Below are 24,019 nucleotides of genomic sequence, written 5' to 3'. Positions count from 1 at the left end.
GTTTATGGCGCGATGGTTCGCGTGGGACGATCCCCGAGGTAATTGTGGTGCCCGGGCCGGCACGCTGACTGCCGGTGATGAATCAACGGCGTGGCTTGCAGGACAGGGTGTCCACTCCCGCATCCGCGTTGCCACAGTCTATTGTGGACTCCGCCGTTCCGCCCGACGTCAGCCGTGAGCGGCCCACTCGCGCCGAGTGCTCCACATCACGCGTTTTCGCAGGTCAGGGCCATTGAAACGCGGTGGCAGCATTGCGTCTGCCGCGGCGCGGACGGATGCTGGCCGGCATGACCGAAATGGAAGAGAACGAGTGGAAAGCCTTCATCGCGGAAGGCACCCGCACGGGCAAGGTGGCCACCGTGCGCGCGGACGGTGCCCCGCACATCGCACCCGTGTGGTTCCTCCTTGACGGCGATGATCTCGTGTTCACCACGGAGAACGTGACGGTGAAAGCCCACGACCTCATCCGCGACGGACGGGCCGCGGTCTGCGTCGACGACGAGGTGGCTCCCTACTCCCACGCTGTCCTGTGGGGACACACGGACATCTCCGAGGACCCCGGAGAGTTGCGCACCTGGGCGACCAGCATCGCGGCGCGATACATGGGCGAGGACCGTGCGCGCGAGTTCGGCGAACGCAACAGTGTTCCCGGCATGCTGCTCGTGCGGATGCGCATCGAGCACGTGAGCGCCTATGCGGCCATCGCCTGACATGAGCCGTCGATCGAGCGGGAAACTTTTCAAGGTCGCGCCTTCTGTTCCCGACGCTCGTCAGTTCAGAACGTGGTCCTGTTCCCGGCGTTCGCTGACGGTGAGAACGGTGCCGAGGTAGTCGGCGATGGCGTCTCGGTTGCGGGTCAGGAATTCGATGCGTTCGGACAGCCGGGCTTGCTCGTGTTGAAGTGTGACGATCATCTCGGGCGTCACGAACGGCGCGTAGATGGTGCGCGGCTTGTCCAGGCACGGCAGGAGCTGCTGGATGATGCGGGTCGGGAGGCCGGCATCGAGCAGTCCCTTGATCTGCTGGACGACGTCCACGTGCGGCTCGCCGTACTCACGGTAACCGTTGAGGGAGCGGTTGGGCGCGAGCAGTCCCTGCTCCTCGTAGTAGCGCAGTAGCCGACGGGATACGCCGGTGCGCTCCGCTAGTTCTCCGATTCTCATGTGCTCCAGACTACCTTGACCTTCACATTGATGTGAGTGTTGAGACTTGCGGTAGGGATCGCCACAACAACCACCGCTACCTTGGAGGTTTCGAATGAAACTCGGACTTCGCCTGCCCCAGCGACTGGGAGTGGATCTGCAACACGACGTGGTCGAAGCGGCCAGAACGGCGGAAGCGGCCGGATACGCGAGCTTGTGGACCTATGAACAGTTGCTGTTCCCGGAGACGCCCATCGAACCGTATGCGCCGCCGAACGTGCCGTGGCCGGAAAGCGGGCGGCAGACCGCCGACCCCCTGGCGGTTCTCACGGCCGCGGCGGTGGTGACCGAGCGGGTGCGCCTCGGTACGGCCGTTCTGATCGCGGCCCTCCACACCCCCGTCCCGCTGGCGAAGGCGTTGGCCACGGTCGACCAGATCAGCGGCGGCCGCGTCATCGCGGGCATGGGCGCCGGCTGGTCCAGCGACGTGCTCCGGGCGACGGGCGCCACCCGAGCGGATCGCGGCCGGTTCCTCGACGAGACGTTGGACGTCTTCGATGCCGTGTGGGGCCCGGACCCGGTGACCATCCGGAGTCCGCGCGTCGTCATCGACAAGGCCTCGGTCCTGCCCAAGCCTGCTTCGAAAATCCCCGTTATGCTCGCCGGCGGTGCCAGCAATCTGGGTCGCAGCTCCAGTTCCACGGCCCTGGAGCGCATCGCGAAACGTGCGGACGGCTGGCTGCCGCTGCTCACCACACCAGGGCCGGCCGGAGCCGCGGCATTGCGCGAGAACTGGGACCGCATCCGGGAAATGGCTGCCGGGTACGGCCGGGACACGAGCCGGATGGAGCTGGTCGTGGTGGGGAACGTCACCTTCACCGACCGTCCGGCCGGATCCGACCGATCGGCGTTCGTCGGCACGCTCGATCAGATCCTGGAAGACATCCACACGGCCGAAGAGGCCGGCGCGGACGAGCTCATCGTGGACCTGAACCTGCAGGACTGGTTCACCAGCACAGGGCAGATGCTCGAGAAGGCGGTGGAGATCCGAGAACGGGCCGCCGCCTGACCGATGGTGCCCGCGGGTCAGCCGGCCTCGGCGAAGTCGGTCGAGGCGGCGACGTCGGTGACGACGTCGAGCAGTGCGTGCAGCGCGGCGGAGTCGTTGCCCGCCAGCCAGACCATCTCGGTGGAGACGAACTCTCCGGTGATCGGCACGAACACCACACCGGAGCGACGCAGGCTGCTGGCCGACTGGGCGAGCCGCGTGATCCCGGTTCCGGCCGCGACGAACCCGAGCAGCGCCTGCACGCTGGCGTCCCGGTGGACCACGTCAGGGGTGAATCCGGCGGCCTGGAAGGAGCTGTCGAACGCCTGGTGCCACGGCTCCCACGAGCTGCGCGGGGTCAGGACCCAGCGCTCGCCGGCCAGCTCGGAGAGCGTCAGTTCGGGGCGGTCGGCGAGCGGGTGATCTTCGGGCAGGACGGCGCACACCGGTTCGACCACGAGTGTCCGGGATTCCAGACCGGCCACGAGCGGCGGTCGCGTGAACGCGACGTCGTAGCGTCCTTTTTGCAACCCGTCGACCAGCGGGGCGATCGTCGTCTCCTCTGTCGTCAGCCGGAGCCCGGGCAGCCGTTGCCGGACCGCGCGCACCACCGGCGGCAGCAGGTAGTTCGTCGTGGTCGCGAGGAACGCGAGGCGCAGGCTGCCGACTTCGCCGCGCGTGGCCCGGGCCACCAGATCGAACGCTTCGTCCGCCCGGGCGAGCACCGCACGGGCCTCGGGGAGGAACAGCGCGCCGATCGCGGTCAGACTGGTGCCACGGGTGTCGCGGTCGAAGAGCTTGGCGCCCAGCATGCGCTCCAGCAAGGTGATCTGCTGCGACAACGACTGCTGACTGATCAGGAGCTGCTCGGCCGCCCGCGTGTAGCTGGACTCCTCGGCGACGGCGACGAAGTACCTCAGCTGCCGTAGATCAGGGCTCACAGGAAAATCCTACAACCACGACAGGTAACCGGTGTTGGACGGCACCGAGCTCTCGAGACGACCATTGACCTCGGTAAACACGAACGTGAGAGGCATGGGAATGACGAACGAAACACCGGGCCGCGTCTGGCTGATCTCCGGCTGCTCCAGCGGCTTCGGCCGCGAGCTCGTGCGGGCCGCGCTGGCCGCCGGCGACCGCGTGATGGCGACAGCGCGCCGCCCCGAGACCCTCGCGGACCTCGCGGAGGTCGGAGGCGACCGGGTCAGCACCGCGGCGATGGATGTCACGGACCCGGCGTCCATCCGCGCCGCGGTCGACGCGACGCTGGCCGTGTTCGGCCGCATCGACGTGCTGGTGAACAACGCCGGGGTCAGCGTGATCGGTGCCGTCGAGGAAACCCCGGTCGAGTACTTGCGCAGCATGTTCGACGTCAACTACTTCGGTGCTGTGCAGCTGACCCAGGCCGTCCTCCCCGTGATGCGCGAGCAGGGGAACGGCACGATCGTGGTCATGAGCTCCATCGGCGGCCTGATTACCTTCCCGGGCCTGAGCGGCTACAACGCCACCAAGCACGCGCTCAAGTCTCTGGGCGAGGCGCTGTCGCTCGAACTGACCCCTCTCGGCATCCGGGTCATGGTGGTGGAACCGGGGATGTTCCGCACCCAGTTCAGCACCAGTCTGCAGTGGACCCCCGAGAACCCCGCCTACCACGCGACCTCGGGCGCACTGCGGCAGATGGTCAAGAACGTCGTGGGCCAGGAACCGAACGATCCGGTCAAGGGCGCCGCGGCGATCGTGAAGGTCCTCGAGTCCGAGAACCCGCCGCTGCATTTCCTCCTCGGTGAAGACGCGATCGACGGCCTGCGCCAGCACAACGAGGCACTGCTGGCCGACGTCACCACGTGGGAGTCGCTCAGCCGGACGACCACGATTTCCTGACCCGTGGACATTGTGGACGGATTGCACCTGATGCGGTGAACCCGGTGTGGCCGCCGGCGTGAATCGGCTCGAGGTCGCGGAGGGATCGGCAGACTTGTCGAGTGCGACGTCGACGGTACGGGGATGGTCCCGCCGTTGGTGAACGGCGGGACCATCCCCGTGGTTGTCGCGATCAGGGCGGCGGGAAGATCACTGCCCGGCCTCGTGTGGGTGACCCGGGTGTTCGACGACTGCGATGGTGAAGGTCTCGAGTGAGACGTTGCCTTGCAGGCCGTAGGACGCCACGGCACCGGCGACGGTGTTGGCGGCGGGCAGGTTGGGGTAGCCCAAGGCCCTCATCTGGTTGCGCAGCGAACTCGATACCTCGATCTTGATCGCGTTGGTGCCGGCCTTCAGGGCGGGGCTGACGTCGATGCGCCCGGCGATGAAGTCGTAGCCGGGGATCTTCTTGCCGTTGACCCAGACTTGGGCCAGGGCGCCACCCGTGGAGCCGATGTTCAGGTAGGCACCGTTCGAGGCATTCCACGAACTGGGCAAGCGGAACGTGGTGCTGTAGGTGCCGACACCGGATACCGACGCCGGATTCTGCGCCGTGAACGTCATGTCCTTCCAGGGGATGAGCTGGGTCGTGCCCACGTTGATGTCGGACTTCTTCGTGGTGAAGTACACCTCTTTGGTGGTGTAGCCCTGGCGTGCCTCGGTCAAGGTCACCTTGTCCCCGGGCGTCCAGCTGTTGAGGACCAGGTTCCACTGCGCGTTCGTCAGGTTGACGTTGGCCGGTACGGAGATCTTCTTGGTCACGGTGGAGCCGTCGGCCAGCTTGGCGGTGTAGGTGCCCGAGTCGGTGGCGAGGATGGCCACGCCGTCGGCGGTCACGACGCCCTGTGGGGCGTTGGTGTTGCGCAGGGGCGCGGCGGCCTTGGTTTTCAGGTCTATGGCGATCACCGTGGTCTCGCCGGGCGCGAGAGTCACGTCGAACGAGGTGCGTCCGCCGGAGGAGTTGTACAGGGCGAGTGCCTCAATGCGGCTCGACCAGGTGTTGATGCGGTAGGGCTTGCCGATCGCGTCGACGCTGATGGTCGTCGTCACGGTCTCCGAATCGATCGGATTGTTGAAGTAGTCACCGCGCTTCTCCATGTAGTTGTAGGCCCACAGGTACAGCGTGTCCTTGGTCCTGCGCATGGCCGTGAGCACGGTCTGGTTCGGCTTGGCGTATTCGGCGCGTGGCCGCACTCCGAGTCGCTTCAGGGCGTCGTAGACCCCGGTTTTGCCGTAGTAGTACTTCTCTTCGTAGTCCTCGGCGTTCGGGTCGGGGGTGGTCGCGCTCTGGGGGACGTTCGCGTTGACCTCCCTGACGTTCGCGAGCTTCTTCAGCCGGGCCATCACCTTCGCCAGGTCGGCGTCGGTACCGTCGTTGCCGAGGGTGTGGACCGCCGCCTTGGCGTTCAAGTAGTTCCTGGTCGCGCTCAACGTCTCGACCAGACCGTTGACGATGACAACAGGCAGACCTTGCCGGGCCAGATCGTAGATCGCCTGGGCGCTTTTCAGCCGGATCGAGTCCTGGTAGATGACGACGGCCTGGTAGCCGACGTTTTCGGGAATCAGACCGTCGGTCTTGCTGTACTTGACGCTCTTGTTCTCAAGGATCTCGGGTGCGAAGTATTCGTAGGTGTACCCGTTGTCCTGCAGTTCGAGGTCCTTGAAGTAGTTGGCCCTCCGGTGCCGCATGAAGTCGGGGTGGGGGTGGTCGCTGTTGAAGGCGTAGTCGGTGCGCACCACCGCCAGGTCCATTTGCGGCTTGCCCTGTTGCAGCACGGCCTGGGTGCGGGCGATCATCGGCATGTAGTCGGTGTACTGCGTGGACTCCGGCTGGCGCGGCCCCCACCGCTCCGAGTACCGGGCGTACATGCCTTCGTGGCCCGGCCAGTAGGTGCCGTCCCAGGGGTTCGAAGGGTCGTGGGAGTCGGCGCCGGAAATGCTCGCGTAGCCGTGGAATACGGTGTGGCTGACGCCGGAGGCGAACTGGGTGTTGATGATCTGCATGAACCGGTCCTGGCCCCAGGTGTAGTTTTCGCCACTGATCGCCCCGGTCTCACTGGAGTACCGCAACCCGTGAGTGTGGGCCGCGCCCGCCAGCGTCCGCTGCGAATCCACCTGGTTCCCGAAATCAAGATTTTCGGTCTCTACATAGTCCACCCCTTGGGCCGGCGTGGTGATCTCATAACCCACGTTGTAGGAGATCTCGGCCCGCAGCTTCATGTTCATGTCGTTGTTCAGGTAGGCCCGGAGCGGCTTGAGAACATTGTCGGTGTACATGTCGGTGATCGTCTCGAAGAAGTCGTTGCGAACCTTGTCCACCGCGACCTGGTCGGCTCCGACGACCAGGAATGAGGTCAAGCCCGCCCTGCCGTCCTTCCTGATGACGTACGGCAGGTGTGGTTCGAGGCTGTACCCGCGGCGCTTCTGGAACTCGCTCATGAGGGAGGAGCCCCAGAATTCGCCGCCGTTGGAGTTGCTGGTCGAGATTTCCAGCGAGTCCATGTACATCTCGCCGCGGCCGTTGTCGACGATGGCATTCTTCAGCTCACGGTCGTTGAAGACGTGGTTGCGGTAGTAGTTGATGAAGTCCTGCATGCCGGCTGGGTCGATGTAGTTGATGGTCACGTTCGTCGTGGACGAAGGTGTCGGCGCCTGGCCGGTCGCTTGCATCCAGAACGCGTAGATGTCCCACGTTCCCGTGCCTGCCGCCGGCGTCCAGTTCAGGGAATAGCTAGCCTTGCCGGTGAGGTCCTTCATCGTGCTCGGCGTGACCGGGGTGCCGTTGAGGGTGACTTTGCCGGTCAGCACGACCGACGTGTCGGTGTAGCTCATGGTGCCGGAGATGCTGCCGTCGGCGGTGACCGAGCCGGTGTTGCCAGCTGCTCGCTGGACCGCGACCACGGAGATCAGGTCCTGCCGCACGGTTCCGGCCACCGTCATCACCGAGCGCTTCAGCGTGCCGCTGAACGCGGTGCCGCCGGTGGTGGTCTGGATGGCGTAGCCCAGTGCCTTGCCGGCGCCGTCGTCGTCGAACTTCAGGTTCGCGATCGGCAGGTTCGCGTTCGCCCAGTGGGTGCCGCTGGTCATGGAGAAGCCCATGCCGTACCTGTTGGCCTCTTGGATGATGAGCTTCGTGTCGTTCTTCCACTCATCAGAGCCCCAGCTGTAGATCTGCTGCGGGGTCATTCCCGTGGTGTTGCTGACGAAGACCGTGTCGCTCAGGTCACTGTCCACATTGGGCTCGGGCATGCAGACGATCTCGACCGAGCCGATGCCCATGTCGTGGAGGGTCTTCATGTCGGCCTTGATGGTCGCGTCGGTGTGCAGCCCTTCGGCCAGCCACCACCGCGTGCCCGGCCGGTACTTGCCCTCCGGGTCGTCCAGCAGCGCGTGCTGGGCCTTGATGAACTTGTCGGCGACACTCGACGACGACGAAGCCGCGGCGGAGCCGGCACCGACCACACCGGAGAGCGCCAGCGCCATGCCGACACCACCGCTGATCTTGAGGAAATCTCTCCGGTCGAAGCCGGGCTTGCTGTCTTCCATCAGTCCTCCTGGGGCAGGCGGGGAACGGATCTTGCTTCAGTGAATGGATCTCGGAATGTTGCGATGCGGTACGGCTGGAAGCAGTTGCCGGCGATGGGGGTGGACCTGGTCGCGTTGACCAGGGCATGGGCACGCCACCATCGACGGCCTGGTCACCCGCGCGCGTAGCCGCGCCGGCGGGCGGAGGGCTCTTCCCTATGGTGATGGCCTCGAGAGCGGGCGTGAGCGGATCCGGTGCCGACAGTGCGTCGCCAGCCGCGCTGCGCAGTGCCCGCGAATCTGGTCGCGGACATCGATCGTCCATCGGTGACATGCGGGTGAGGGTCGCCCGGCGGGCTCGATGCCGTCACGCAACGGCGCCTGCGACCAGGCGTCCGCGACAGCAAGCCGGCGCTCCTTCCGGCCGGTGCGGTACACCCGCGATGGTGCTGTGCGCACTCTGGCCTCTCCGTTGAGGGTTCGAATCATTTAAACGTTTCAACTCGAGCCACTCCAGTTTCCAGCTTCCCCGTGATCGTTGTCAAGCGTCAAACATCGCCTTCGCATGGCGGAATCGGTTCAGGATGCGGCGGGGAAGCGCGGGATTCTTCGCCGCGAGCCTGCGACACCCGCAGGAATCGGGAAGTGGAGTTCGCGTCACGCGGAACGGAATCACCGGCCACCGTGAACTCGGAATTGTCCGCCGTTGACAACCCCGGGAAACCCTGGTTAGGTCGCCCTGTTGAAAGGTTTCATTCGAGCGCGGAGCTGATGGACAGCCGCCGGCGCCCCTTCGTCTTGTCGACGCCGGAGGCACATCCCTGCCAGCGGTCGAACTTCCGGATTTGGTTCTGGCGGCCGGCGTGCGACGGGATCGAGCTTGACGAGCCCGGGGCGGGGGAGTGGCGGGCGCGGCTGGGGCCATCGCCGGATCATCGCCATCTGACGGCTGAAGCCCCGACCCTCCGAGGAGGGACGGGGCTTCTGACCTGCGATTTTAGCTGGTGCGCGATACTGCGATCGAACCAGTGACCTCGTCCGTCGACTCCGCGCCAAACGGCAAGTACCCAGCCAGGTCGATCCAGCGCGCGTCGCGACCGACAATTCCGCGTTTCCGACTACGGCGAGACAGGACGAACGAGCCGGCAGGGATCGATGGTCATGTCCCCGGTGCGATGAAGAACTCGAGAGCGATGTTGTCGGGGTCGCGGAAGGAGACGCCCGAGCCGTAATGCGCCTTCTTGATGCCACCGTGGGTGATGGCGAGCTCGTCGAGGCGATCGCGCCACTGCTCGAGCTCCGCGAGGCCAGAGAGTGCGAAGCCCACGTGGTCGAGGCCGGTGCGCGTCTCGACGAAGCGGTCCTTCGACTCACGGCCAGGGTGGGTGTGCAGACCGAAGAGCATTCCGCCGTCGAGGGCGAAGACCGTGTGGTGGAACTCGCCGCCTTCTTCGTCCTCGTCGAGTACGGGTTCGGCATCGAACAGGCGGCTGTACCACTCGGTGCTGCGCTCGAGGTCCGAAACCGTGATCGCGACGTGCTGCAGGCCGGGGAAAGCCATGTGAGCGACTCCGTTCCTTGATCGGTATCGAAAAGGGGCTCCGGGCCGGCGATCGTGCCCGCCATCGACCTGAGGTGAGATAGCGGGGCGAACCTGTCTACGCCCGCGACCTGCCCCGTCCGGTCAGGCGAGCAGCTTCCGTAGCCCGGCGATGCCGCTGCCGTACACGTCCTGGGCGAAGGTGCGGTCGAGCTCTTCCTCTTGACCAGCGTCGGCGTCGTACTCCGCCCACCACTCGACGAAGGACTCGCCGGTGTCGGTGACCGGGCTGACCCGGACCGTCGAAACGTAGCGGCGCACGCCGAACGGATTCGCCCCGGTGAACGCGTAGGTGAGCGTGCGACCAGGGTCGTCGAGGACGAGCAGCCGTTCGTCGAAGGGGTCACCACCCGCATCGAGGGTCAGCCTCCGGACGGCTCCGACCTGCCCGTCGACGCCGTCGGCGATCTCACTGTGGCCGACTGCCGGCAGGAAGGCGGACACGTCGCCGAATGCGCGGACCTGGGCCCAGACCTTTTCGACAGGCGCGGCGACGACTCCGCTGGCGTACGGGCGCGGCATGGAAACCCCCAAATTGTCGGTCGAACGCTCTCGTTCCGGCGCGTCGTGGCAGCCGGCAGCGGCGACATCGGCACGAACTCGGAACTAGTAACCTGGCTCACGCTAACCGCGACGGATTCTCAGCAGAAGATCTTTGTGACGACCGGCTGCACCTGCCCACTGAGCGGGAGGAGTGCCCCGTCGAACGGTTCACGCGATTGTCGTCCGTGCCGATCGAGCACTCCCGGCGTCATCAGGTTCAGGGCACCATCCACGAGAGCACAGCGGTGGACTGCAGGTAGACGAGCACGCACATCACCGCGAGGAAGAGCACGCTCCAGAGGAACACCCTGCGGAAGAGATCGCCCTCCCGCCCGGACATACCCACCGCCGCCGCGGCGATGGCGAGGTTCTGCGGGCTGATCATCTTGCCGAGCACCCCGCCGGACGAGTTCGCGGCGGCGAGCAGGGTGGCGCTCAGCTCGGCCTTCTGTGCGGCAACCACCTGCAGCGCGCCGAACAACGAGTTCGACGACGTGTCCGAGCCGGTCACGGCGACGCCCAGCCAGCCCAGGATCGGCGAAATGAGCGCGAAGATCCCGCCGGCACCGGCCATCCAGGTGCCGAGTGTCGTGGTCTGCCCGCTCGCGTTCATGACGTAGGCGAGCGCGAGCACGGCCATCACGGTCACGATTGCGGGAGCGAGCTGGCGATACGTGGCGAAGTAGATGTGCAGCGCGGTCGCGGGCCGGATCCGGATCACGGGAATGGTGAGCAGCCCGGCGATGATGAGCAGCGTGCCGGCCGCGGCGAGCCAGTCGAACTTGAACATCGGCAGCGTTGACACCTTCCCGCTCGCGGATGTGATGTGCAGGCCTGGCCAGGCGAAGGTGCGCGTGACGCTGGTGAGCGCGTGCTGGATCGCCGGGATCTGCGCGAGCCCGAACACCACGATGATGATCAGGTAGGGCGAGTAGGCGCGGAACACCTCGGCGCCGCTGTCGCGGCGGCCGGCTTCGGTGTCACCGTCGCCGCTTCCGCTCGGTGGACCGTCGCGGCCCGCCCGGGGCGCCTGCCGGTCGATCGTGGCGGTCGAGGTCGCCGCCGCCTCCGCGCGCCCGTCCGCGCCCGCGCCGGTGCGGGTGACCTCAGGTCCGCCGGTCTCGGTGAACCCCTCGACCGGCCGCCAGAACCGCAGGAACAGCACGACTGCGCCGGCGCTCAGCAGCGACGCGACGATGTCGGTGAGCGGTGCGCTCACGTAGTTCGAGATCGCGAACTGCGCGACGGCGAAGACCACGCCGCAGACGAGCGCCACGGGCCAGGTCTGGCGGACCCCGCGGGTGCCGTCGATGATGAACACGAGCGCGAGCGGGACGACGAACCCCAGCAGCGGGGTCTGGCGTCCGACCATCGCGGACAGGTCGTGCAGCGGCAGGCCGGTGACGGTGGCCAGCGTGGTGATCGGCACCGCGAGCGCGCCGAAGGCGACGGGTGCGGTGTTGGCGACGAGTGCGACGACCGCGGCCTTCAACGGCCGGAAGCCCAGCGCGATCAGCATGACGCTGGTGATGGCGACCGGGGTGCCGAACCCGGCCAACGCTTCGAGCAGCGCACCGAACGAGAACGCGACGATCACGCCCTGGATCCGCTGGTCGTCGCTGACCCGCGAGAACGAGCGGCGCAGCACGTCGAAGTGTCCGGTGTGGACCGTCATGTTGTAGATCCAGATCGCGTTGATGACGATCCACAGGATGGGGAAGAACCCGAACGCGGCACCTTCGGCCGCCGCCAGGAACGCCGGGCCTGCCGGCATCGGGTAGACGAAGATCGCCACCCCGAGCGCGACCGCGAGTGAGATCAGTGCCGCGAGCCACGCCGTCATCCGGAGGATGCCGAGCAGGACGAACAGCACGATGAGCGGGACAGCCGCCACGAGCGACGACCAAGCGAGCGAACCCGCGACGGGGTCGAGAATCTGCTGGTACATGTGTCACCTCATCGTTGAGGACGACAACCTGGGATTTGCCGGCTTACGCCCCGGAGCGGGACCTCCCGACAGCGTCCGCTGCCAGGCCACGGATCGAGGCATCGAGGACCTCGACGGTGTGGGCGACCTTCAGCTGCGCGCCGAGGCGCTCGGCGGACGCGGCCAGCTGCATCAGGCAGCCCGGGTTGGCCGTCACCAGCAGGGGTGCGCCGGTGGCGAGAACGTTGCGCGCCTTGCGGTCCCCGAGTTCCCCCGCGGCCTCGGGCTGCAGGATGTTGTAGATCCCCGCGGAACCACAGCACAGTTCGGCTTCGGCGATCTCCCGCAGCAGAAGCTCCGGGATGTCCCGCAAGAGCGCGCGGGGCTGCGTGCGGATCGCCTGCGCGTGCCCGAGGTGGCAGGCGTCGTGGTACGCGATCATGACCGGCAGAGGGTGGCGGGTGGCCACCGTTCCCCGCTCCACGAGGAATTCCGTGATGTCGCGGACGCCCTCGGCGAATCCTCGCGCGCGCTCGGCGTAGACGGGGTCGTCGGCGAGGAGGTCCGCGTACTCCTTCATCGCCGAACCACAGCCGGCGGCGTTGACCACGACCTGCTCGACCCCCGCCGCCGCGAAGGTGTCGATCAGCTTGCGGGCGAAGGACTGCGCCTCCTCCTCCCGGCCATTGTGGACACTCAGCGCACCGCAGCACCCCTGCCCGGCGGGCGCGATCACGTCGAAGCCCTCCGCGGTCAGCACGCGGGCGGTCGCCGCGTTGACGCCGGGGAAGAACTCCCGCTGCACGCAGCCCAGGAGCATGCCGACGGTGCCTCGCTTCGCACCCTGGGCAGAAGACTGTTCCGGCACCTGCTCGAACGGCTCGAGCTCGGGTGCCAGCGACTCCAGCGCAGCCAGCGCCGGGAAAGTCCTGCGCAGCAAGCGGCCGCGCCGCAACCAGCGGCTGAGGCCGGTGGCCTGATAGGCCCGCAGCGGACCGCGCAAGGCGTGCAACCGCTTGGCGTACGGGAAGACGCTGAAGATCGCGCGGCGCATCAGCCGGTCGCGCGCGGGGCGGTGGTGACGCCGCTCCACCTGCGCACGGGTGGCTTCGATGAGCTTGTCGTACTGCACCCCGGACGGACACGCGGTCACACAGGCCATGCAGCCGAGGCAGGCGTCGAAATGCTGCACCATCTCCGGTGTCATCGGCTCGCCGCCGAGGCCCATTTCCATCAGGTAGATCCGCCCGCGTGGAGAGTCCATCTCCTCGCCCCACAACGTGTACGTGGGGCAGGTCGGCAGGCAGAACCCGCAGTGCACGCAGTCACCGACGAGCGCCGCCGACGGCGGGTGGTGGTCATCGAAGGCAGGTTCGGACATCTAGGGCGTGTCTGACAAACATCGTCTGTGGCAGCTGGGATGCTGTCGGTCGTGTCGCGGTTTCAGTTGCTGTCAGACGAGCAGTGGGCGTTGATCAAAGACTTGTTGCCGGCGCGGACCGGTAAGCGGGGTCGTCCGTTTTCGGATGCGCGGGCGATGGTGGAGGGGATCGTCTACCGATATCGGTGTGGGATCGCGTGGCGGGACGTGCCCGAGGTGTTTGGTTCGTGGCAGACGATCTGGACCTGGCATCGCCGGATGGCGGGGGACGGCACGTGGGACATGGTGCTGCAGCGGCTGCTCACCGCCGCGGACGCGGCCGGGCAGATCGACTGGGCGGTGTCGGTGGATTCCACGATCGCGCGGGCGCATCAGCACGCCACCAACGTCAGGCGTGTCACGGGGGGCTGGGTCGAATTACACGGATCTGCTCGCCGAGCCGCCTGATCACGCGATCGGCCGCTCCCGCGGAGGCTGGAGCACCAAAGTTCACCACCTCGTCGACGGCAACGGGCGGCCGCTGGTAGCTCTGGTCGGGCCCGGCCAAGCCGGGGACGCGCCGATGTTTCCGCACCTGATGCGACATCTGCGCGTCGCTCGAATGGGGCGTGGCCGGGCGCGCACCCGTCCCGACCGGGTCCGGGGCGACAAGGCCTACTCCTCGCGAGCGATCCGCGGGCACTTGCGCACCCGCGGCATCACCGCCGTGATCCCCGAACCTGCCGATCAGGTCGGGCACCGCGCACGGCGGGGTTCACGAGGCGGCCGCCCACCAGCGTTCGACCCGGTCGACTACCAAGGCCGCAACGTCGTCGAACGCGGCTTCAACCTGCTCAAACAATGGCGCGGCCTGGCCACCCGCTTCGACAAGTTGGCCATCGTCTACCGCTCCGCAGTAGTCCTCCATGCCGTGATCACCTGGACCAAGGCTTTGTCAGACATGCCCTAGATCCCTCCGGCGAAGCGACCGGGAGCGAGCCGGTGTTCGGGGTCGAACTGGTCCTTCACCCGGCGCATCAGGCTCACTCCTCGCACCGGTCCCCACGGGTCGAGAGCCGCCTTGACCGCAGGCGGAGCGTCCAGCACGACGACGTCCCCACCCCAGGTGGCCGACCGGTCGCGCAAGACCTGGACCAGCTCGGCGATCACGGCGGGCTCGACGGCGCCCGGCACCGCGGCGTACAGGAGACCGACGCCGGCCGAACCACGGGCCGAGACCGGTACACCGTGACGCCGCGCCTGCTCGTCGAGCGCGTTCAGCAAAGCCGGCAGGCCGGTGATCCGGTGCGTGAGGCGCAGGGCCACGTCGCCTCGCTGCCACGGGGCTCGGCCCCACCACTGCGGCGCGGCTTCGCGCGGTTCGGCGCCGGCCCCGAGCAGTTCGAGGAACTTCTCGACCCGGCCGGCGACTCCCTGCGGAATGCCCTCGACGAGCACCGCGAGCGTCCCCGTCGCGCCGGCCGGCCGGTCGAGTTCGACCGCGTTCGGCACGAGCTGGGCGTGCAGCACCCGCCGCAGACGCTCGTACGCGACGCCTGTCGAGTCCACCGGCACCACGACCCAGCGGGCCAGCGCCGGTCGCGGGTGCAGCCGGAACACCGCCTCGGTGACCAGGCCGAGCGTTCCCCAGGAACCGGCGAACAGCTTGCCCAGGTCGTAACCCGCGACGTTCTTCACGACCTTTCCGCCGGCCTTCGCCACCACACCGTCGGCTCGGACGACCGTGATGCCGATGAGCAGGTCGCGCACCGCACCGTGGGAGAAGCGCAGCGGGCCGGAAGCGGCGGTCGCGATGAGCCCGCCGACCGTTCCGGCGTCGGCCGCGCCAGGCGGCACCACGGGATCCGCGGCCAGCCGCTGACCCGCGGGGGAGAGGCGGTCCTGCAGCGTCGCGAGGCGGAGGCCCGCGTCCACGTGAACGACAAGGTCGCCGGAGCGGTGCTCGACGACGCGGTCCATGCGGCCGGTGTCCACGATCAGGTCGGCCTTCGCGGGCCGCTGCCCCCAGCCGAGTTTCGTCCCCGAGCCCCGGACGACGACGGCGAGCCCGTAGTCAGCGGCGATCCGCAGGACGTCCGCCGCTTCCGCGGTGCTGCCCGGTGCCGCGACCAACGCCGGCGCGATGCCGTCGACCTCGTCACCCGCCGCCGCGGGCCGGGCGTGCTTCGCGGTCGCCGCGCACAGCGCGTCCAGCGCCGCCGGATCGGGCCCGCTCATCAGAAGACCTCGGCGATTCCGGCTTCCTGCAAGGGATGCGCGCCCTTGTGCCGGCCTGGCACCTCACCGCACAAGCGCGGCGTCGGGAACACCTTGCCGGGATTGGCCAGTCCGGCCGGATCGAAGGCGCAGCGCACCAACTGCATCGTGTCGAGGTCCGCCTCGGTGAACATCCGCGGCATGAACTTCGCCTTGTCCGACCCGACGCCGTGCTCGCCGGTGATCGATCCGCCGTACTCGATGCAGAGGTCGAGGATCGCCCCCGAAACCTCCTCGGCGCGCTCGGCTTCGCCGGGCACCGCGTCGTCGAACAGCACCAGCGGGTGCAGGTTGCCGTCCCCGGCGTGGAAGACGTTGGCGACCCGGACGCCGCTGCTGCGCGAGAGCTCCGTCATCCGGTGCAGCACCTCGGGCAACGCGGTGCGCGGGATGACACCGTCCTGGACGATGTAGTCGGGACTGATCCTCCCGACGGCGGCGAACGCCGACTTGCGCCCCTTCCAGAACAACGCGCGCTCCACGTCGTCCTTCGCGATGCGGATCTCGAAGGCCCGGTGCGTGCGGCAGTGCCGCTCGACCTCCTCGAACTGCCGCTCGACCTCGTCGGCCGGTCCGTCCAGCTCGACGATCAGCACCGCACCCGCACCACCGGGGTAGTCACAGTGCACGGCGGCTTCGGCCGCCTCGATCGCCAGCGCGTCCATCATCTCGATCGCCGCGGGCACGACTCCGGCGCCGATGATCTCCGAAACGGCCGCGCCGGCGTCGTCGGTGCTCGGGAAGGCCGCGAGCAACGTGCGGACCGCTTCCGGCAGCCGGGTGAGCCGCACCGTCACCTCGGTGGCGATGCCGAGCGTGCCTTCCGAACCCACGATGGCCCCGAGCAGGTCGTACCCGGTCGGATCCGGCGCCTTGCCGCCGAGCCGCACGGCTTCGCCGTCCGCGGTCACGAAGGTGATGCCAGTGACGTGGTTGGTGGTGAAACCGTACTTCAGGCAGTGCGCGCCACCCGAGTTCTCCGCGACGTTGCCGCCGATCGAGCACACCTGCTGGCTCGAGGGATCCGGCGCGTAGTAGTAGCCCTCGGGCTTGGCGGCCCGGGAAACGTCCAGGTTGATCACCCCTGGCTCGACCACCGCACGCTGGTTCTCCCGGTCGATCTCGATGATGTGCCGCATCCGCGAGGTGACGATGAGGACCCCGTCGGCGCGCGGCAGCGCACCACCGGAGAGGCCCGTGCCGGATCCGCGCGCGACGAACGGCACCTCGGCCTCGGCGCAGGCACGCACGGTCTCCACGACGGCGGCACTGTCCCGAGCGAGCACGGCGAGCGCGGGAGTGACCTTGTAGTGCGCGAGGCCGTCGCACTCGTAGGTACGCAGCCGCTGGTGATCGTCGATGACCGAATCAGGACCCAGCGCCGCCCGCAGGCGCTCGGTCAGCGCCGCGATCCGCGGTCGCACATCTCGTGGCTCGTAGGTCGTCATGCGCGCCCTCCCAGCCCGCTTGACTGTGGATCCGGACGGCTTTGAGCTACAGAAAGTAAACTCTGCCTTTCGGCACCGTAAGACGGTCCGGAAGGCCAGTCAACTCGGGTCCTCGGGCGACGGACAGCGCCTCCTGGGTCGCGGAGGAAACCGCAGGTGGGGCCGCGTGCGGCTACCCGGCCAAGCGCCGGATGCTGGGCCGTGCGGTGATCACGACCGAGCCGCCGCAACTCCAGCACTCGACCGCCTTCCCCGGCGGAGTCCGCCCGGCGACCTCGCAGCTGGCGCATTCCCACGCGGTGAGGACGACGAACTCCATCGAGCCGTCGTCGTCGGACTTCGCTTCCACGACGCTCCACCGATTTCTTGATCAGCATTGCTTCGACGCCCGTAAGGGGCAGCCGGTGCAGGACGAGGCAAGATAACGAAACGATATACCTTAAGTCAAGCCGGTGCGTGGTTTTTCGTTGCCCTTGACATCCCTGCGCGACCTGCGAATACGCTGCGTACAGCGCGATCCCGTTCAAGATGCGGCGTCGGGCCAGTGCCGTCCTGGTCTCGGGAGTGACCGAACGTCCTCGTGAGTCCGCCCGGGCCGTCACGGAAAGTAGCCCGCAAGCAGTCGATGTGGCGACCGCAACCGCAGTGGCGATCAGCGCCGGCCGGAGTCGTCGATGCCTGCCTCGGGGCGTGGGTACGGATCGCCGAACAGCGAAGGTCTTTTTTCAGAATTTCACATCGTCGACGAACTCAATTTTTTCGTAAATTCAGGCGTCGGTTTTTCTGTCGAACGTCGCCGATATGACCAGGAGGTTCACAGGTACTGACCCGAGAACGGCGGGCGAGCCAGATCAAAGGCCCGCAAACAGAGGAGAATTCGCATGCCAGAAGTAGTGTTCAGTGTCGACCAGACGAAATCCATGCGCGACCAGGCGGTGCCGGGCCACAACCGGTGGCACCCGGATGTACCGGTCGCCGCGATGGTCCGTCCCGGGCAGGAGTTCCGCGTGGAGTGCCGGGAATGGACCGACGCCCAGCTCGGCAACAACGACTCGGCCAACGACGTGCGGGACGTCGACCTGTCGCGCTGCCACATGCTCAGCGGTCCCATCGGCGTCGAGGGCGCCCAGCCCGGTGACCTGCTCGTCGTCGACATCCTCGACCTCGGCCCGGTTCCGCAGGAGACGGGCGACGCGCCGGGGCAGGGCTGGGGCTACACCGGGGTGTTCGCCAAGGCCAACGGCGGCGGGTTCCTGACCGACTACTTCCCCGACGCCTACAAGGCGATCTGGGACTTCCACGGTCAGCAGGCCACCTCGCGCCACCTGCCGGGCATCCGGTACACCGGAATCACCCACCCCGGCCTGTTCGGCACCGCGCCGTCGGCCGAGCTGCTCCAGCGGTGGAACCGCAGGGAGCGGGCGCTGGTCGCCCGCGAGCCCGACCGCGTACCGCCGCTGGGCCTGCCGCCGTTGCTCGACGGGACGCTCGCCGGAACGGCCGACAGGTCGACCGCGGAGCACATCGCCAGCGAGGGCGCCCGCACGGTGCCGGCCCGGGAGAACGGTGGGAACCACGACATCAAGAACTTCACCCGGGGATCGCGGGTCTTCTACCCGGTCTACGTCGACGACGCCAAGTTCTCCGGCGGAGATCTGCACTTCAGCCAGGGCGACGGCGAGATCACCTTCTGTGGCGCCATCGAGATGGGCGGGTACATCGACTTCCACGTCGACCTCATCAAAGGCGGCATGGAGAAGTACGGCATCACCACGAATCCGGTGTTCATGCCGGGAAACGTCGAACCCCGGTATTCCGAGTTCCTGTCGTTCGTGGGCATCTCGGTGGACCGGGAGACCGACGAGAACCTCTACCTCGACGCCACCATGGCCTACCGCAATGCGGCCCTGAACGCGGTGGAGTACTTCAAGAAGTGGGGATTCACTGGTGAACAGGCCTACCTGCTGCTCGGCTCGGCGCCCATCGAGGGCCGGATCAGCGGCATCGTGGACATCCCCAACGCGTGTTGCACGCTCTACGTGCCCACGGAGATCTTCGATTTCGACGTGCGCCCGACGAGCGAAGGCCCGGTGAGGGCCGATCGCGGACAGTGCGCGGTCGCGTCCTGACCTGCGGAGGGGTTTCAGCGAGGCCGGACTTCGTTCGGTGTCGACCGACAGTGGCGCAACGCTCGGCTGGGACTCCCAGCCGAGCGTTTCCCTGTGGCCGTGCTGCCGAGCCAGGTCTGTTGCGGTGGTCCGCCGTCCGAACCGGTTCCGCGCGACCGATCACGGGCGACCTGCGGCGTTCGTTGAGCACGGCTCGCTCAGGCCGGCCGTCGTGGCGACGAATGCGGCCGGTGGCCCGGACATCTACGGGTGCGGCACGACATCTGCCCGCCGCGTCTGGGCCGGGTACAGCTGGAGCAGGTCTGAAAATGCTGCGGTCCCGGTGATTCACTGCGTTGAGGACGATTGCGGGTTGGCAGACGGCGGCAAGTCGGTGGCCGAAACGGACAAAAAGGGATAACGAGACAGCGTTCTGTCGACCTTTCTTGAGCGCGCACTGATGCGGTCCGACGTACTCTCAGTCCCGGATGGGCCAACGGAACGCGCCGCCGGTTCGCACCGGACGTGCCGTCGTCACCGCGCTCTCAGCGCCCTCGCACGGCCAGGCGACGAGGGGTGACGGTTATTTGCCCGACCAAGCGCGAAGGAGGCTGTGCGTGAGCCCCGATTCACCGTGCGTCGTCGGCAAGCAAGCCGTCCTGCCGCCCGTGCCGCGCCGGCTCCCGGCGCGAACGCGGCTGGCGGTCGCGGCCGGGCGGCTCGGCGCGGCGATCTCGCGGGGAATGGGTCTCGGCAACGGCGGCGTCATCGGCGGGCGGATCGCACTCACACTGGATCCTCGCGTGCTGAGCCGGATCGGCGGCGGTCGGACAGTGGTGCTGGTGACCGGCACCAACGGCAAGACCACCACCGCGCTCATGCTCAGCCGGATCCTGGAGACGCTGGGCCAGGTCGCCACGAACAGCGACGGCGCGAACATGACCGACGGGGTAGTCGCCGCCCTGGTGGACAAACATCGCGCCCCCCTGGCGGTCCTCGAAGTCGACGAGACCTACGTGCCCGCCGTCGCCGCGCAGGTGCACCCGGCCTGCCTCGTGCTGCTCAACCTCAGCCGAGACCAGCTGGACCGGGTCGGCGAGGTTCGGACGACCGAACGGGCGTTGCGGGCGGTCGCCGCGGCATTGCCGGACACGACCGTGGTCGCCAACTGCGACGACCCACTGGTCACCTCGGCCGCCCTTGGCTCCGCTCACCCCGTGTGGGTCGGCGCGGGACAGCGGTGGCACGCCGACGCCGTGGCCTGCGCCCGATGCGGCCGAGCCGTGGTCAGGCACAACACCTGCTGGCACTGTGCGTGTGGTCTTACCCGGCCGGATCCGCTGTGGACTCTGACCGGTGATGCCGTGGAAACCATCGGGGGCTCGAAGATCACGCTCGGCCTCCGCCTGCCGGGCCGCGCCAACGCCGCGAACGCCGCGATCGCGGTGGCCACCGCCGCTCGGCTCGGTGTCTCGCCGGAGGTCGCCGTCGCGCGACTGCGTCCGATCGCCGACGTCGCCGGCCGCTACCGCCAGGCTTGGGTGTCCGGGCGCAGTGTGCGGGTGATGCTGGCGAAGAACCCGGCCTGCTGGGAGGAAACACTGCCGCTGCTCGACTCCCGGTCGCCGGTCGTGATCGCGGTGAACAGCGGTGAGGCCGACGGGCGGGACATGTCGTGGTTGTGGGACGTGCGGTTCGAGCAGCTGCGTGGACGGCAGGTCGTGGCCGCCGGTGAACGGGCGACCGATCTGGCCGTGCGCCTCACTTACGCCGAGGTGCGGCACACGCTCTGCCCCCGTCCGCTCGCGGCGGTCGCCTCACTGCTGCCGCCCGGCCCGGTCGAGCTCGTCGCGAACTACACGGCTTTCCGTGATCTCCGGCAGCAGCTCGGCGATGACTGAGTCAGCCGTCCGTATCGGGGTGCTGCTGCCCGACATCCTCGGCACCTACAGCGACGGCGGCAACGCCCAAGTGCTGCGGCGGCGATTGCAGTGGCGGGGCATCGCCGCGAGCGTGACGGAGACCCGCCACGGCGAGGCGGTGCCGTGCTCGCTCGACCTGTACTTGCTGGGCGGCGGCGAAGACGATGCTCAAGCTCTTGCGACGGCGCACCTGCACGAGCATCCCGGACTGCAGCGGGCGGTCACGCGAGGTGCCGTGGTGTTCGGCGTCTGCGCCGGACTTCAGGTCCTCGGCATGAACTTCACGACGCCCGACAACGTCTCCCATCGTGGGCTTGGTCTGCTCGACGTAGTGACGTCTCCCGGGCGGGGGCGCGCGGTGGGGGAAATCGTCGTCGACGTCAGACCCGAGCTGACGGCACAGCCCCTCACCGGCTTCGAGAACCACCTCGGCCGCACGCTCGTCGGCCCCGGCAGCTGTCCGCTCGGCTCGGTACGCGCCGGCGTCGGCAACGGGGATGGCACAGAGGGCGCGGGAACCGGCCGGGTACTGGCGACCTACCTCCACGGCCCGGTGCTGGCGCGCAACCCCGCGCTGGCCGACCGGCTACTGGAATGGGTGCTCGGCACCCCGCCATCGCCGCTGGCCCTGCCGGAGGTCGAGGCCTTGCGGGAAGAACGATTGCGCGCAGCGATGCACGGCCCACGGTGGTGATACCCCAGGACACCCGGCGCTCGCGTCGGACCACCGCAGCACGAAGCACGGCCGGTAGCCGGAACCGTCGGCGTTGCACCGGGGTGAAATCTCCAGGGCGCAGGCACGGAGTCGCCTGACTTCACCGCGACTCAGACATCGATCCGGGCCGCGCACCACCAGCCGCGTTCGGTGCGCTCGCACCGGACCTCCCGCCGGGACACGGCCTTCGGAATCGCCCCGGTCGGGATGACGGCGCCGAGGTCGGTCATCTGGCAGCGCAGCCGCACCGTCGAGCCGTCCACGACGATCCCTTCCGCGGTGACCGGGATCAGGCTCCGAGTCCGCATCATGAGGATGACCTTGTCGAGCAACGCGACCAGCACCGAACCGTCCGTCGGGCCGCAGACCTCGAACGACCAGGCCGCGGACCCGCGGTGCAGACGTGTCCGGGCGAAACTCTCCACCAGCGCTCGGACGGCTTCCGTCAGACACGCTTCCCGCGTCGGTCCCCACGCTTCGATACGCAGGTCAGCGGCGTGCACGACGCGTGACGTGCCGCGGGCGTCCTGCTTCGGCAACGGTTTCCGCTCGAACCTCCCCACCAGTGCAGCATCCGGGCGAGTGCCCGTGTCCGGCTTCACCCGGACCAGGCGAACCGTGGCCCCGGCCAACCCTGGCCCCGGCTGGTCGCCGCAGTACGACGATGGGTGGGGCTGACTCTGGCACAGACCGAAGAGGGGCACCCCTTTGCGACGGGAAGGCCGCTCCTTTGACTTTTCCGGCGGCTAATCCGACAAGGTCAATTCCCATACCGGCGCCAATCAGGGTATTCCAGCCGAACAACAGCACCGGCCTCTCCTCGGTAGGAAAGTTGCGGTCGGCCGGTCGTGTTCGTGACCGTGTGCCGGGAAACGGTGCAGCCGGATAATGCGGCGCTCGTGTGCAAATTTGCGCAGGCGACCGCCCTCTTGACGGAATGTGAATTAGGACACACCCTGTAGGGAGGTGTGAGGGAGCCGTCGAGCGCAGACCGCCTCGGAGACCCTCACGCAGGGGAGGTCCATGTGGGGACCACACCGGGCGAACAGCCACCGTCGAGCGAACCCTCTTGGCAGCAGGGCAATCCTGCCCATCGGATCAGCTATCCCACCCCGAGTACCGGGCGCACCGTGCTCGTCGCCGCGACGGCGGCGCTCGGCGGTTTCCTCTTCGGCTACGACACCGCGGTGATCAACGGCGCCGTCAAGGCTGTCGGGGAAACCTTCAACGCGTCGCCCTTCGTCCTCGGGTTCGCCGTCGCCGCGGCGCTGATCGGCTGCGCGATCGGCGCCTGGTTCGCGGGCGGGATCGCGGACCGCTACGGCCGGATCCGCGTCATGTGGCTCGCCGCGATCGCGTTCGCCATCAGCGCGCTGGGCAGCGGCTTCTCGTTCTCGATCTGGGAGCTCGCGTTCTGGCGGCTCGTCGGAGGTCTCGGGGTCGGCGCGGCATCCGTGATCGCGCCCGCCTACATCGCGGAGATCTCGCCGGCGCACCTGCGCGGCAGGCTGGGCTCGCTGCAGCAGCTGGCCATCGTGTCCGGCATCTTCGTGGCGTTACTCGTGGACTTCGCACTGGTCGCCGGATCGGGCGGGGCGTCGGATCCTCTGTGGTTCGGCCTCGCGACTTGGCGGTGGATGTTCCTGTCGCTGCTGATTCCCGCCCTCGCCTACGGCCTCCTGGCCTTGACGATCCCGGAGTCGCCGCGGCACCTGGTCCAGAAGGAGCAGCTGGCCAGAGCGGCAGAGGTGCTGCGGCGGTTCGTCGGCGGAGACGTCGACGCGAAGATCACGGAGATCATCCGGACGGTCAAAGGAAAGAACGAACGCACCGGCTTCGTGACCGTCCGTGGCCCGAGGCTGGGGTTGCTGCCGATCGTCTGGATCGGCATCGGACTGTCGGTTTTCCAGCAGTTCACCGGCATCAACGTGATCTTCTACTACTCCTCGGTGCTGTGGCAGGCCGTGGGGTTCAGCGAGCAGAACGCACTGGCGATCACCGTGATCACGTCGGTGACCAACATCCTCACCACGGTCATCGCCATCGCACTGGTCGACCGGATCGGCCGCAAGCCACTGCTGCTGATCGGCTCGATCGGCCAGTTCGTCTGTCTGGGCGTCCTCGCCCTGCTCTTCGGCACCGCGCCGATCGTGAACGGCACGCCGGACCTGGGTTCGGCCGCGCCGATCGCGCTCATCGCCGCCAACGTCTACGTCGTGTTCTTCGGAGCGACGTGGGGCCCGGTGGTGTGGGTGCTGCTCGGTGAGATGTTCAGCAACAAGATCCGCGCCATGGCCTTGTCCGTCGCCGCGGCGGCGCAGTGGCTGGCCAACTTCGCCATTTCCACGACCTTCCCCGCGCTGTCGGATGTCGGGCTGGGACTTGCCTACGGCGTCTACACGTTCTTCGCCTTCGTGTCGATCTTCTTCGTGATCAAGTACGTCAAGGAAACGAAGGGGCGTGAGCTGGAGGAGATGGCCTGAC

General features: G+C 67.8%; 20 protein-coding genes. 9 read left to right on the top strand and 11 right to left on the bottom strand.

Annotated elements, in window-relative coordinates; genetic code table 11:
- Nucleotides 1–287 precede the first annotated feature (287 nt).
- Nucleotides 288–710 (top strand): PPOX class F420-dependent oxidoreductase, encoded by a 423-nt coding sequence (locus K1T34_RS49550; RefSeq protein WP_220241691.1) that lies wholly within the window; start codon nt 288–290, stop codon nt 708–710.
- A gap of 60 nt (nt 711–770) precedes the next feature.
- On the opposite strand, the gene K1T34_RS49545 is transcribed toward K1T34_RS49550, so the two are convergent.
- Nucleotides 771–1,163, bottom strand: coding sequence for a MerR family transcriptional regulator (locus K1T34_RS49545; RefSeq protein ID WP_220241690.1), 393 nt, complete (start codon nt 1,161–1,163; stop codon nt 771–773).
- Nucleotides 1,164–1,311: 148 nt separating this feature from the next.
- Here K1T34_RS49545 and K1T34_RS49540 point away from each other — a divergent pair, with 148 nt between their 5' ends.
- Entirely contained in the window at nt 1,312–2,211 is a 900-nt protein-coding gene (locus K1T34_RS49540; protein ID WP_220241689.1) for a TIGR03619 family F420-dependent LLM class oxidoreductase, read from the top strand.
- 17 nt (nt 2,212–2,228) lie between these two features.
- On the opposite strand, the gene K1T34_RS49535 is transcribed toward K1T34_RS49540, so the two are convergent.
- Nucleotides 2,229–3,131, bottom strand: a complete 903-nt coding sequence (locus K1T34_RS49535) for a LysR family transcriptional regulator (RefSeq protein ID WP_220241688.1) — start codon at nt 3,129–3,131, stop codon at nt 2,229–2,231.
- A gap of 100 nt (nt 3,132–3,231) precedes the next feature.
- Here K1T34_RS49535 and K1T34_RS49530 point away from each other — a divergent pair, with 100 nt between their 5' ends.
- The gene (locus tag K1T34_RS49530; protein ID WP_220241687.1) at nt 3,232–4,071 is read left to right on the top strand and encodes an oxidoreductase; all 840 of its coding nucleotides are present in this window, start codon (nt 3,232–3,234) and stop codon (nt 4,069–4,071) included.
- A gap of 189 nt (nt 4,072–4,260) precedes the next feature.
- Here the strand turns inward: K1T34_RS49530 and K1T34_RS49525 are convergent, their stop codons facing one another.
- The 5 genes from K1T34_RS49525 to K1T34_RS49505 all read right to left on the bottom strand — a co-directional run bounded on the left by K1T34_RS49525 (nt 4,261) and on the right by K1T34_RS49505 (nt 13,086).
- Nucleotides 4,261–7,656: a glycosyl hydrolase gene (locus K1T34_RS49525; RefSeq protein ID WP_220241686.1), complete on the bottom strand. Its 3,396-nt coding sequence runs from the start codon at nt 7,654–7,656 to the stop codon at nt 4,261–4,263.
- A 1,138-nt stretch (nt 7,657–8,794) separates the two neighbouring features.
- A complete protein-coding gene (locus K1T34_RS49520) occupies nt 8,795–9,196 on the bottom strand; it encodes a VOC family protein (protein ID WP_220241685.1) in 402 nt (133 codons plus the stop codon).
- Nucleotides 9,197–9,319: 123 nt separating this feature from the next.
- Nucleotides 9,320–9,757, bottom strand: coding sequence for an SRPBCC family protein (locus K1T34_RS49515; RefSeq protein ID WP_220241684.1), 438 nt, complete (start codon nt 9,755–9,757; stop codon nt 9,320–9,322).
- Nucleotides 9,758–9,995: 238 nt separating this feature from the next.
- Nucleotides 9,996–11,726 carry an L-lactate permease gene (locus K1T34_RS49510; protein WP_220241683.1) on the bottom strand — a complete coding sequence of 577 codons (1,731 nt, stop codon included), beginning with the start codon at nt 11,724–11,726 and terminating at the stop codon, nt 9,996–9,998.
- A 43-nt stretch (nt 11,727–11,769) separates the two neighbouring features.
- Complete coding sequence (locus tag K1T34_RS49505) at nt 11,770–13,086, bottom strand: (Fe-S)-binding protein (protein ID WP_220241682.1); 1,317 nt, start codon at nt 13,084–13,086, stop codon at nt 11,770–11,772.
- 39 nt (nt 13,087–13,125) lie between these two features.
- Between K1T34_RS49505 and K1T34_RS54365 the strand changes: the two genes are divergently transcribed.
- Nucleotides 13,126–13,533 carry a transposase gene (locus K1T34_RS54365; protein WP_255637899.1) on the top strand — a complete coding sequence of 136 codons (408 nt, stop codon included), beginning with the start codon at nt 13,126–13,128 and terminating at the stop codon, nt 13,531–13,533.
- Entirely contained in the window at nt 13,481–14,035 is a 555-nt protein-coding gene (locus tag K1T34_RS54360) for an IS5 family transposase (protein WP_255637898.1), read from the top strand. The genes K1T34_RS54365 and K1T34_RS54360 overlap by 53 nt, the downstream gene beginning before the upstream one ends.
- Here K1T34_RS54360 and K1T34_RS49495 read toward each other — a convergent pair.
- The 3 genes from K1T34_RS49495 to K1T34_RS49485 all read right to left on the bottom strand — a co-directional run bounded on the left by K1T34_RS49495 (nt 14,032) and on the right by K1T34_RS49485 (nt 17,139).
- Nucleotides 14,032–15,303, bottom strand: a complete 1,272-nt coding sequence (locus K1T34_RS49495) for an FAD-binding oxidoreductase (RefSeq protein ID WP_220241681.1) — start codon at nt 15,301–15,303, stop codon at nt 14,032–14,034. The two genes, K1T34_RS54360 and K1T34_RS49495, sit on opposite strands and share 4 nt — an antisense overlap.
- Nucleotides 15,303–16,790 carry an FAD-linked oxidase C-terminal domain-containing protein gene (locus K1T34_RS49490; protein WP_220241680.1) on the bottom strand — a complete coding sequence of 496 codons (1,488 nt, stop codon included), beginning with the start codon at nt 16,788–16,790 and terminating at the stop codon, nt 15,303–15,305. The genes K1T34_RS49495 and K1T34_RS49490 overlap by 1 nt, the downstream gene beginning before the upstream one ends.
- Before the next feature lie 172 nt (nt 16,791–16,962).
- On the bottom strand, nt 16,963–17,139 hold the full coding sequence (locus tag K1T34_RS49485; RefSeq protein ID WP_220241679.1) for a hypothetical protein: 177 nt from the start codon (nt 17,137–17,139) through the stop codon (nt 16,963–16,965).
- A 532-nt stretch (nt 17,140–17,671) separates the two neighbouring features.
- Here K1T34_RS49485 and fmdA point away from each other — a divergent pair.
- The 3 genes from fmdA to K1T34_RS49470 all read left to right on the top strand — a co-directional run bounded on the left by fmdA (nt 17,672) and on the right by K1T34_RS49470 (nt 21,514).
- The gene (fmdA, locus tag K1T34_RS49480; protein ID WP_220241678.1) at nt 17,672–18,919 is read left to right on the top strand and encodes a formamidase; all 1,248 of its coding nucleotides are present in this window, start codon (nt 17,672–17,674) and stop codon (nt 18,917–18,919) included.
- A 596-nt stretch (nt 18,920–19,515) separates the two neighbouring features.
- A complete protein-coding gene (locus tag K1T34_RS49475; protein WP_255638149.1) occupies nt 19,516–20,799 on the top strand; it encodes a MurT ligase domain-containing protein in 1,284 nt (427 codons plus the stop codon).
- A complete protein-coding gene (locus K1T34_RS49470; RefSeq protein WP_220241677.1) occupies nt 20,792–21,514 on the top strand; it encodes a type 1 glutamine amidotransferase in 723 nt (240 codons plus the stop codon). Before K1T34_RS49475 ends, K1T34_RS49470 begins: the two co-directional genes overlap by 8 nt.
- A 131-nt stretch (nt 21,515–21,645) precedes the next feature.
- Here the strand turns inward: K1T34_RS49470 and K1T34_RS49465 are convergent, their stop codons facing one another.
- Complete coding sequence (locus tag K1T34_RS49465; protein WP_220241676.1) at nt 21,646–22,098, bottom strand: archease; 453 nt, start codon at nt 22,096–22,098, stop codon at nt 21,646–21,648.
- A gap of 462 nt (nt 22,099–22,560) precedes the next feature.
- Between K1T34_RS49465 and K1T34_RS49460 the strand changes: the two genes are divergently transcribed.
- Nucleotides 22,561–24,018 carry a sugar porter family MFS transporter gene (locus K1T34_RS49460; RefSeq protein WP_255638148.1) on the top strand — a complete coding sequence of 486 codons (1,458 nt, stop codon included), beginning with the start codon at nt 22,561–22,563 and terminating at the stop codon, nt 24,016–24,018.
- The last annotated feature ends 1 nt before the right edge of the window (nt 24,019 follow it).

The sequence above is a fragment of the Amycolatopsis sp. DSM 110486 genome (assembly GCF_019468465.1).
Taxonomy (GTDB): Bacteria; Actinomycetota; Actinomycetes; order Mycobacteriales; family Pseudonocardiaceae; genus Amycolatopsis.
Note: the sequence above shows the minus strand (reverse complement) of the source record. Positions and strands in the feature narration are given on the sequence as shown.

Excerpts from the sequence above, each read along its gene's own strand:
- K1T34_RS49550 (WP_220241691.1), top strand. The coding sequence starts at position 288 with ATGACCGAAATGGAAGAGAACGAGTGGAAAGCCTTCATCGCGGAAGGC.
- K1T34_RS49545 (WP_220241690.1), bottom strand. The coding sequence starts at position 1,163 with ATGAGAATCGGAGAACTAGCGGAGCGCACCGGCGTATCCCGTCGGCTA.
- K1T34_RS49530 (WP_220241687.1), top strand. The coding sequence starts at position 3,232 with ATGACGAACGAAACACCGGGCCGCGTCTGGCTGATCTCCGGCTGCTCC.
- K1T34_RS49525 (WP_220241686.1), bottom strand. The coding sequence starts at position 7,656 with ATGGAAGACAGCAAGCCCGGCTTCGACCGGAGAGATTTCCTCAAGATC.
- K1T34_RS49520 (WP_220241685.1), bottom strand. The coding sequence starts at position 9,196 with ATGGCTTTCCCCGGCCTGCAGCACGTCGCGATCACGGTTTCGGACCTC.
- K1T34_RS49515 (WP_220241684.1), bottom strand. The coding sequence starts at position 9,757 with ATGCCGCGCCCGTACGCCAGCGGAGTCGTCGCCGCGCCTGTCGAAAAG.
- K1T34_RS49510 (WP_220241683.1), bottom strand. The coding sequence starts at position 11,726 with ATGTACCAGCAGATTCTCGACCCCGTCGCGGGTTCGCTCGCTTGGTCG.
- K1T34_RS49505 (WP_220241682.1), bottom strand. The coding sequence starts at position 13,086 with ATGTCCGAACCTGCCTTCGATGACCACCACCCGCCGTCGGCGGCGCTC.
- K1T34_RS54365 (WP_255637899.1), top strand. The coding sequence starts at position 13,126 with ATGCTGTCGGTCGTGTCGCGGTTTCAGTTGCTGTCAGACGAGCAGTGG.
- K1T34_RS49495 (WP_220241681.1), bottom strand. The coding sequence starts at position 15,303 with ATGAGCGGGCCCGATCCGGCGGCGCTGGACGCGCTGTGCGCGGCGACC.
- K1T34_RS49490 (WP_220241680.1), bottom strand. The coding sequence starts at position 16,790 with ATGACGACCTACGAGCCACGAGATGTGCGACCGCGGATCGCGGCGCTG.
- fmdA (WP_220241678.1), top strand. The coding sequence starts at position 17,672 with ATGCCAGAAGTAGTGTTCAGTGTCGACCAGACGAAATCCATGCGCGAC.
- K1T34_RS49470 (WP_220241677.1), top strand. The coding sequence starts at position 20,792 with ATGACTGAGTCAGCCGTCCGTATCGGGGTGCTGCTGCCCGACATCCTC.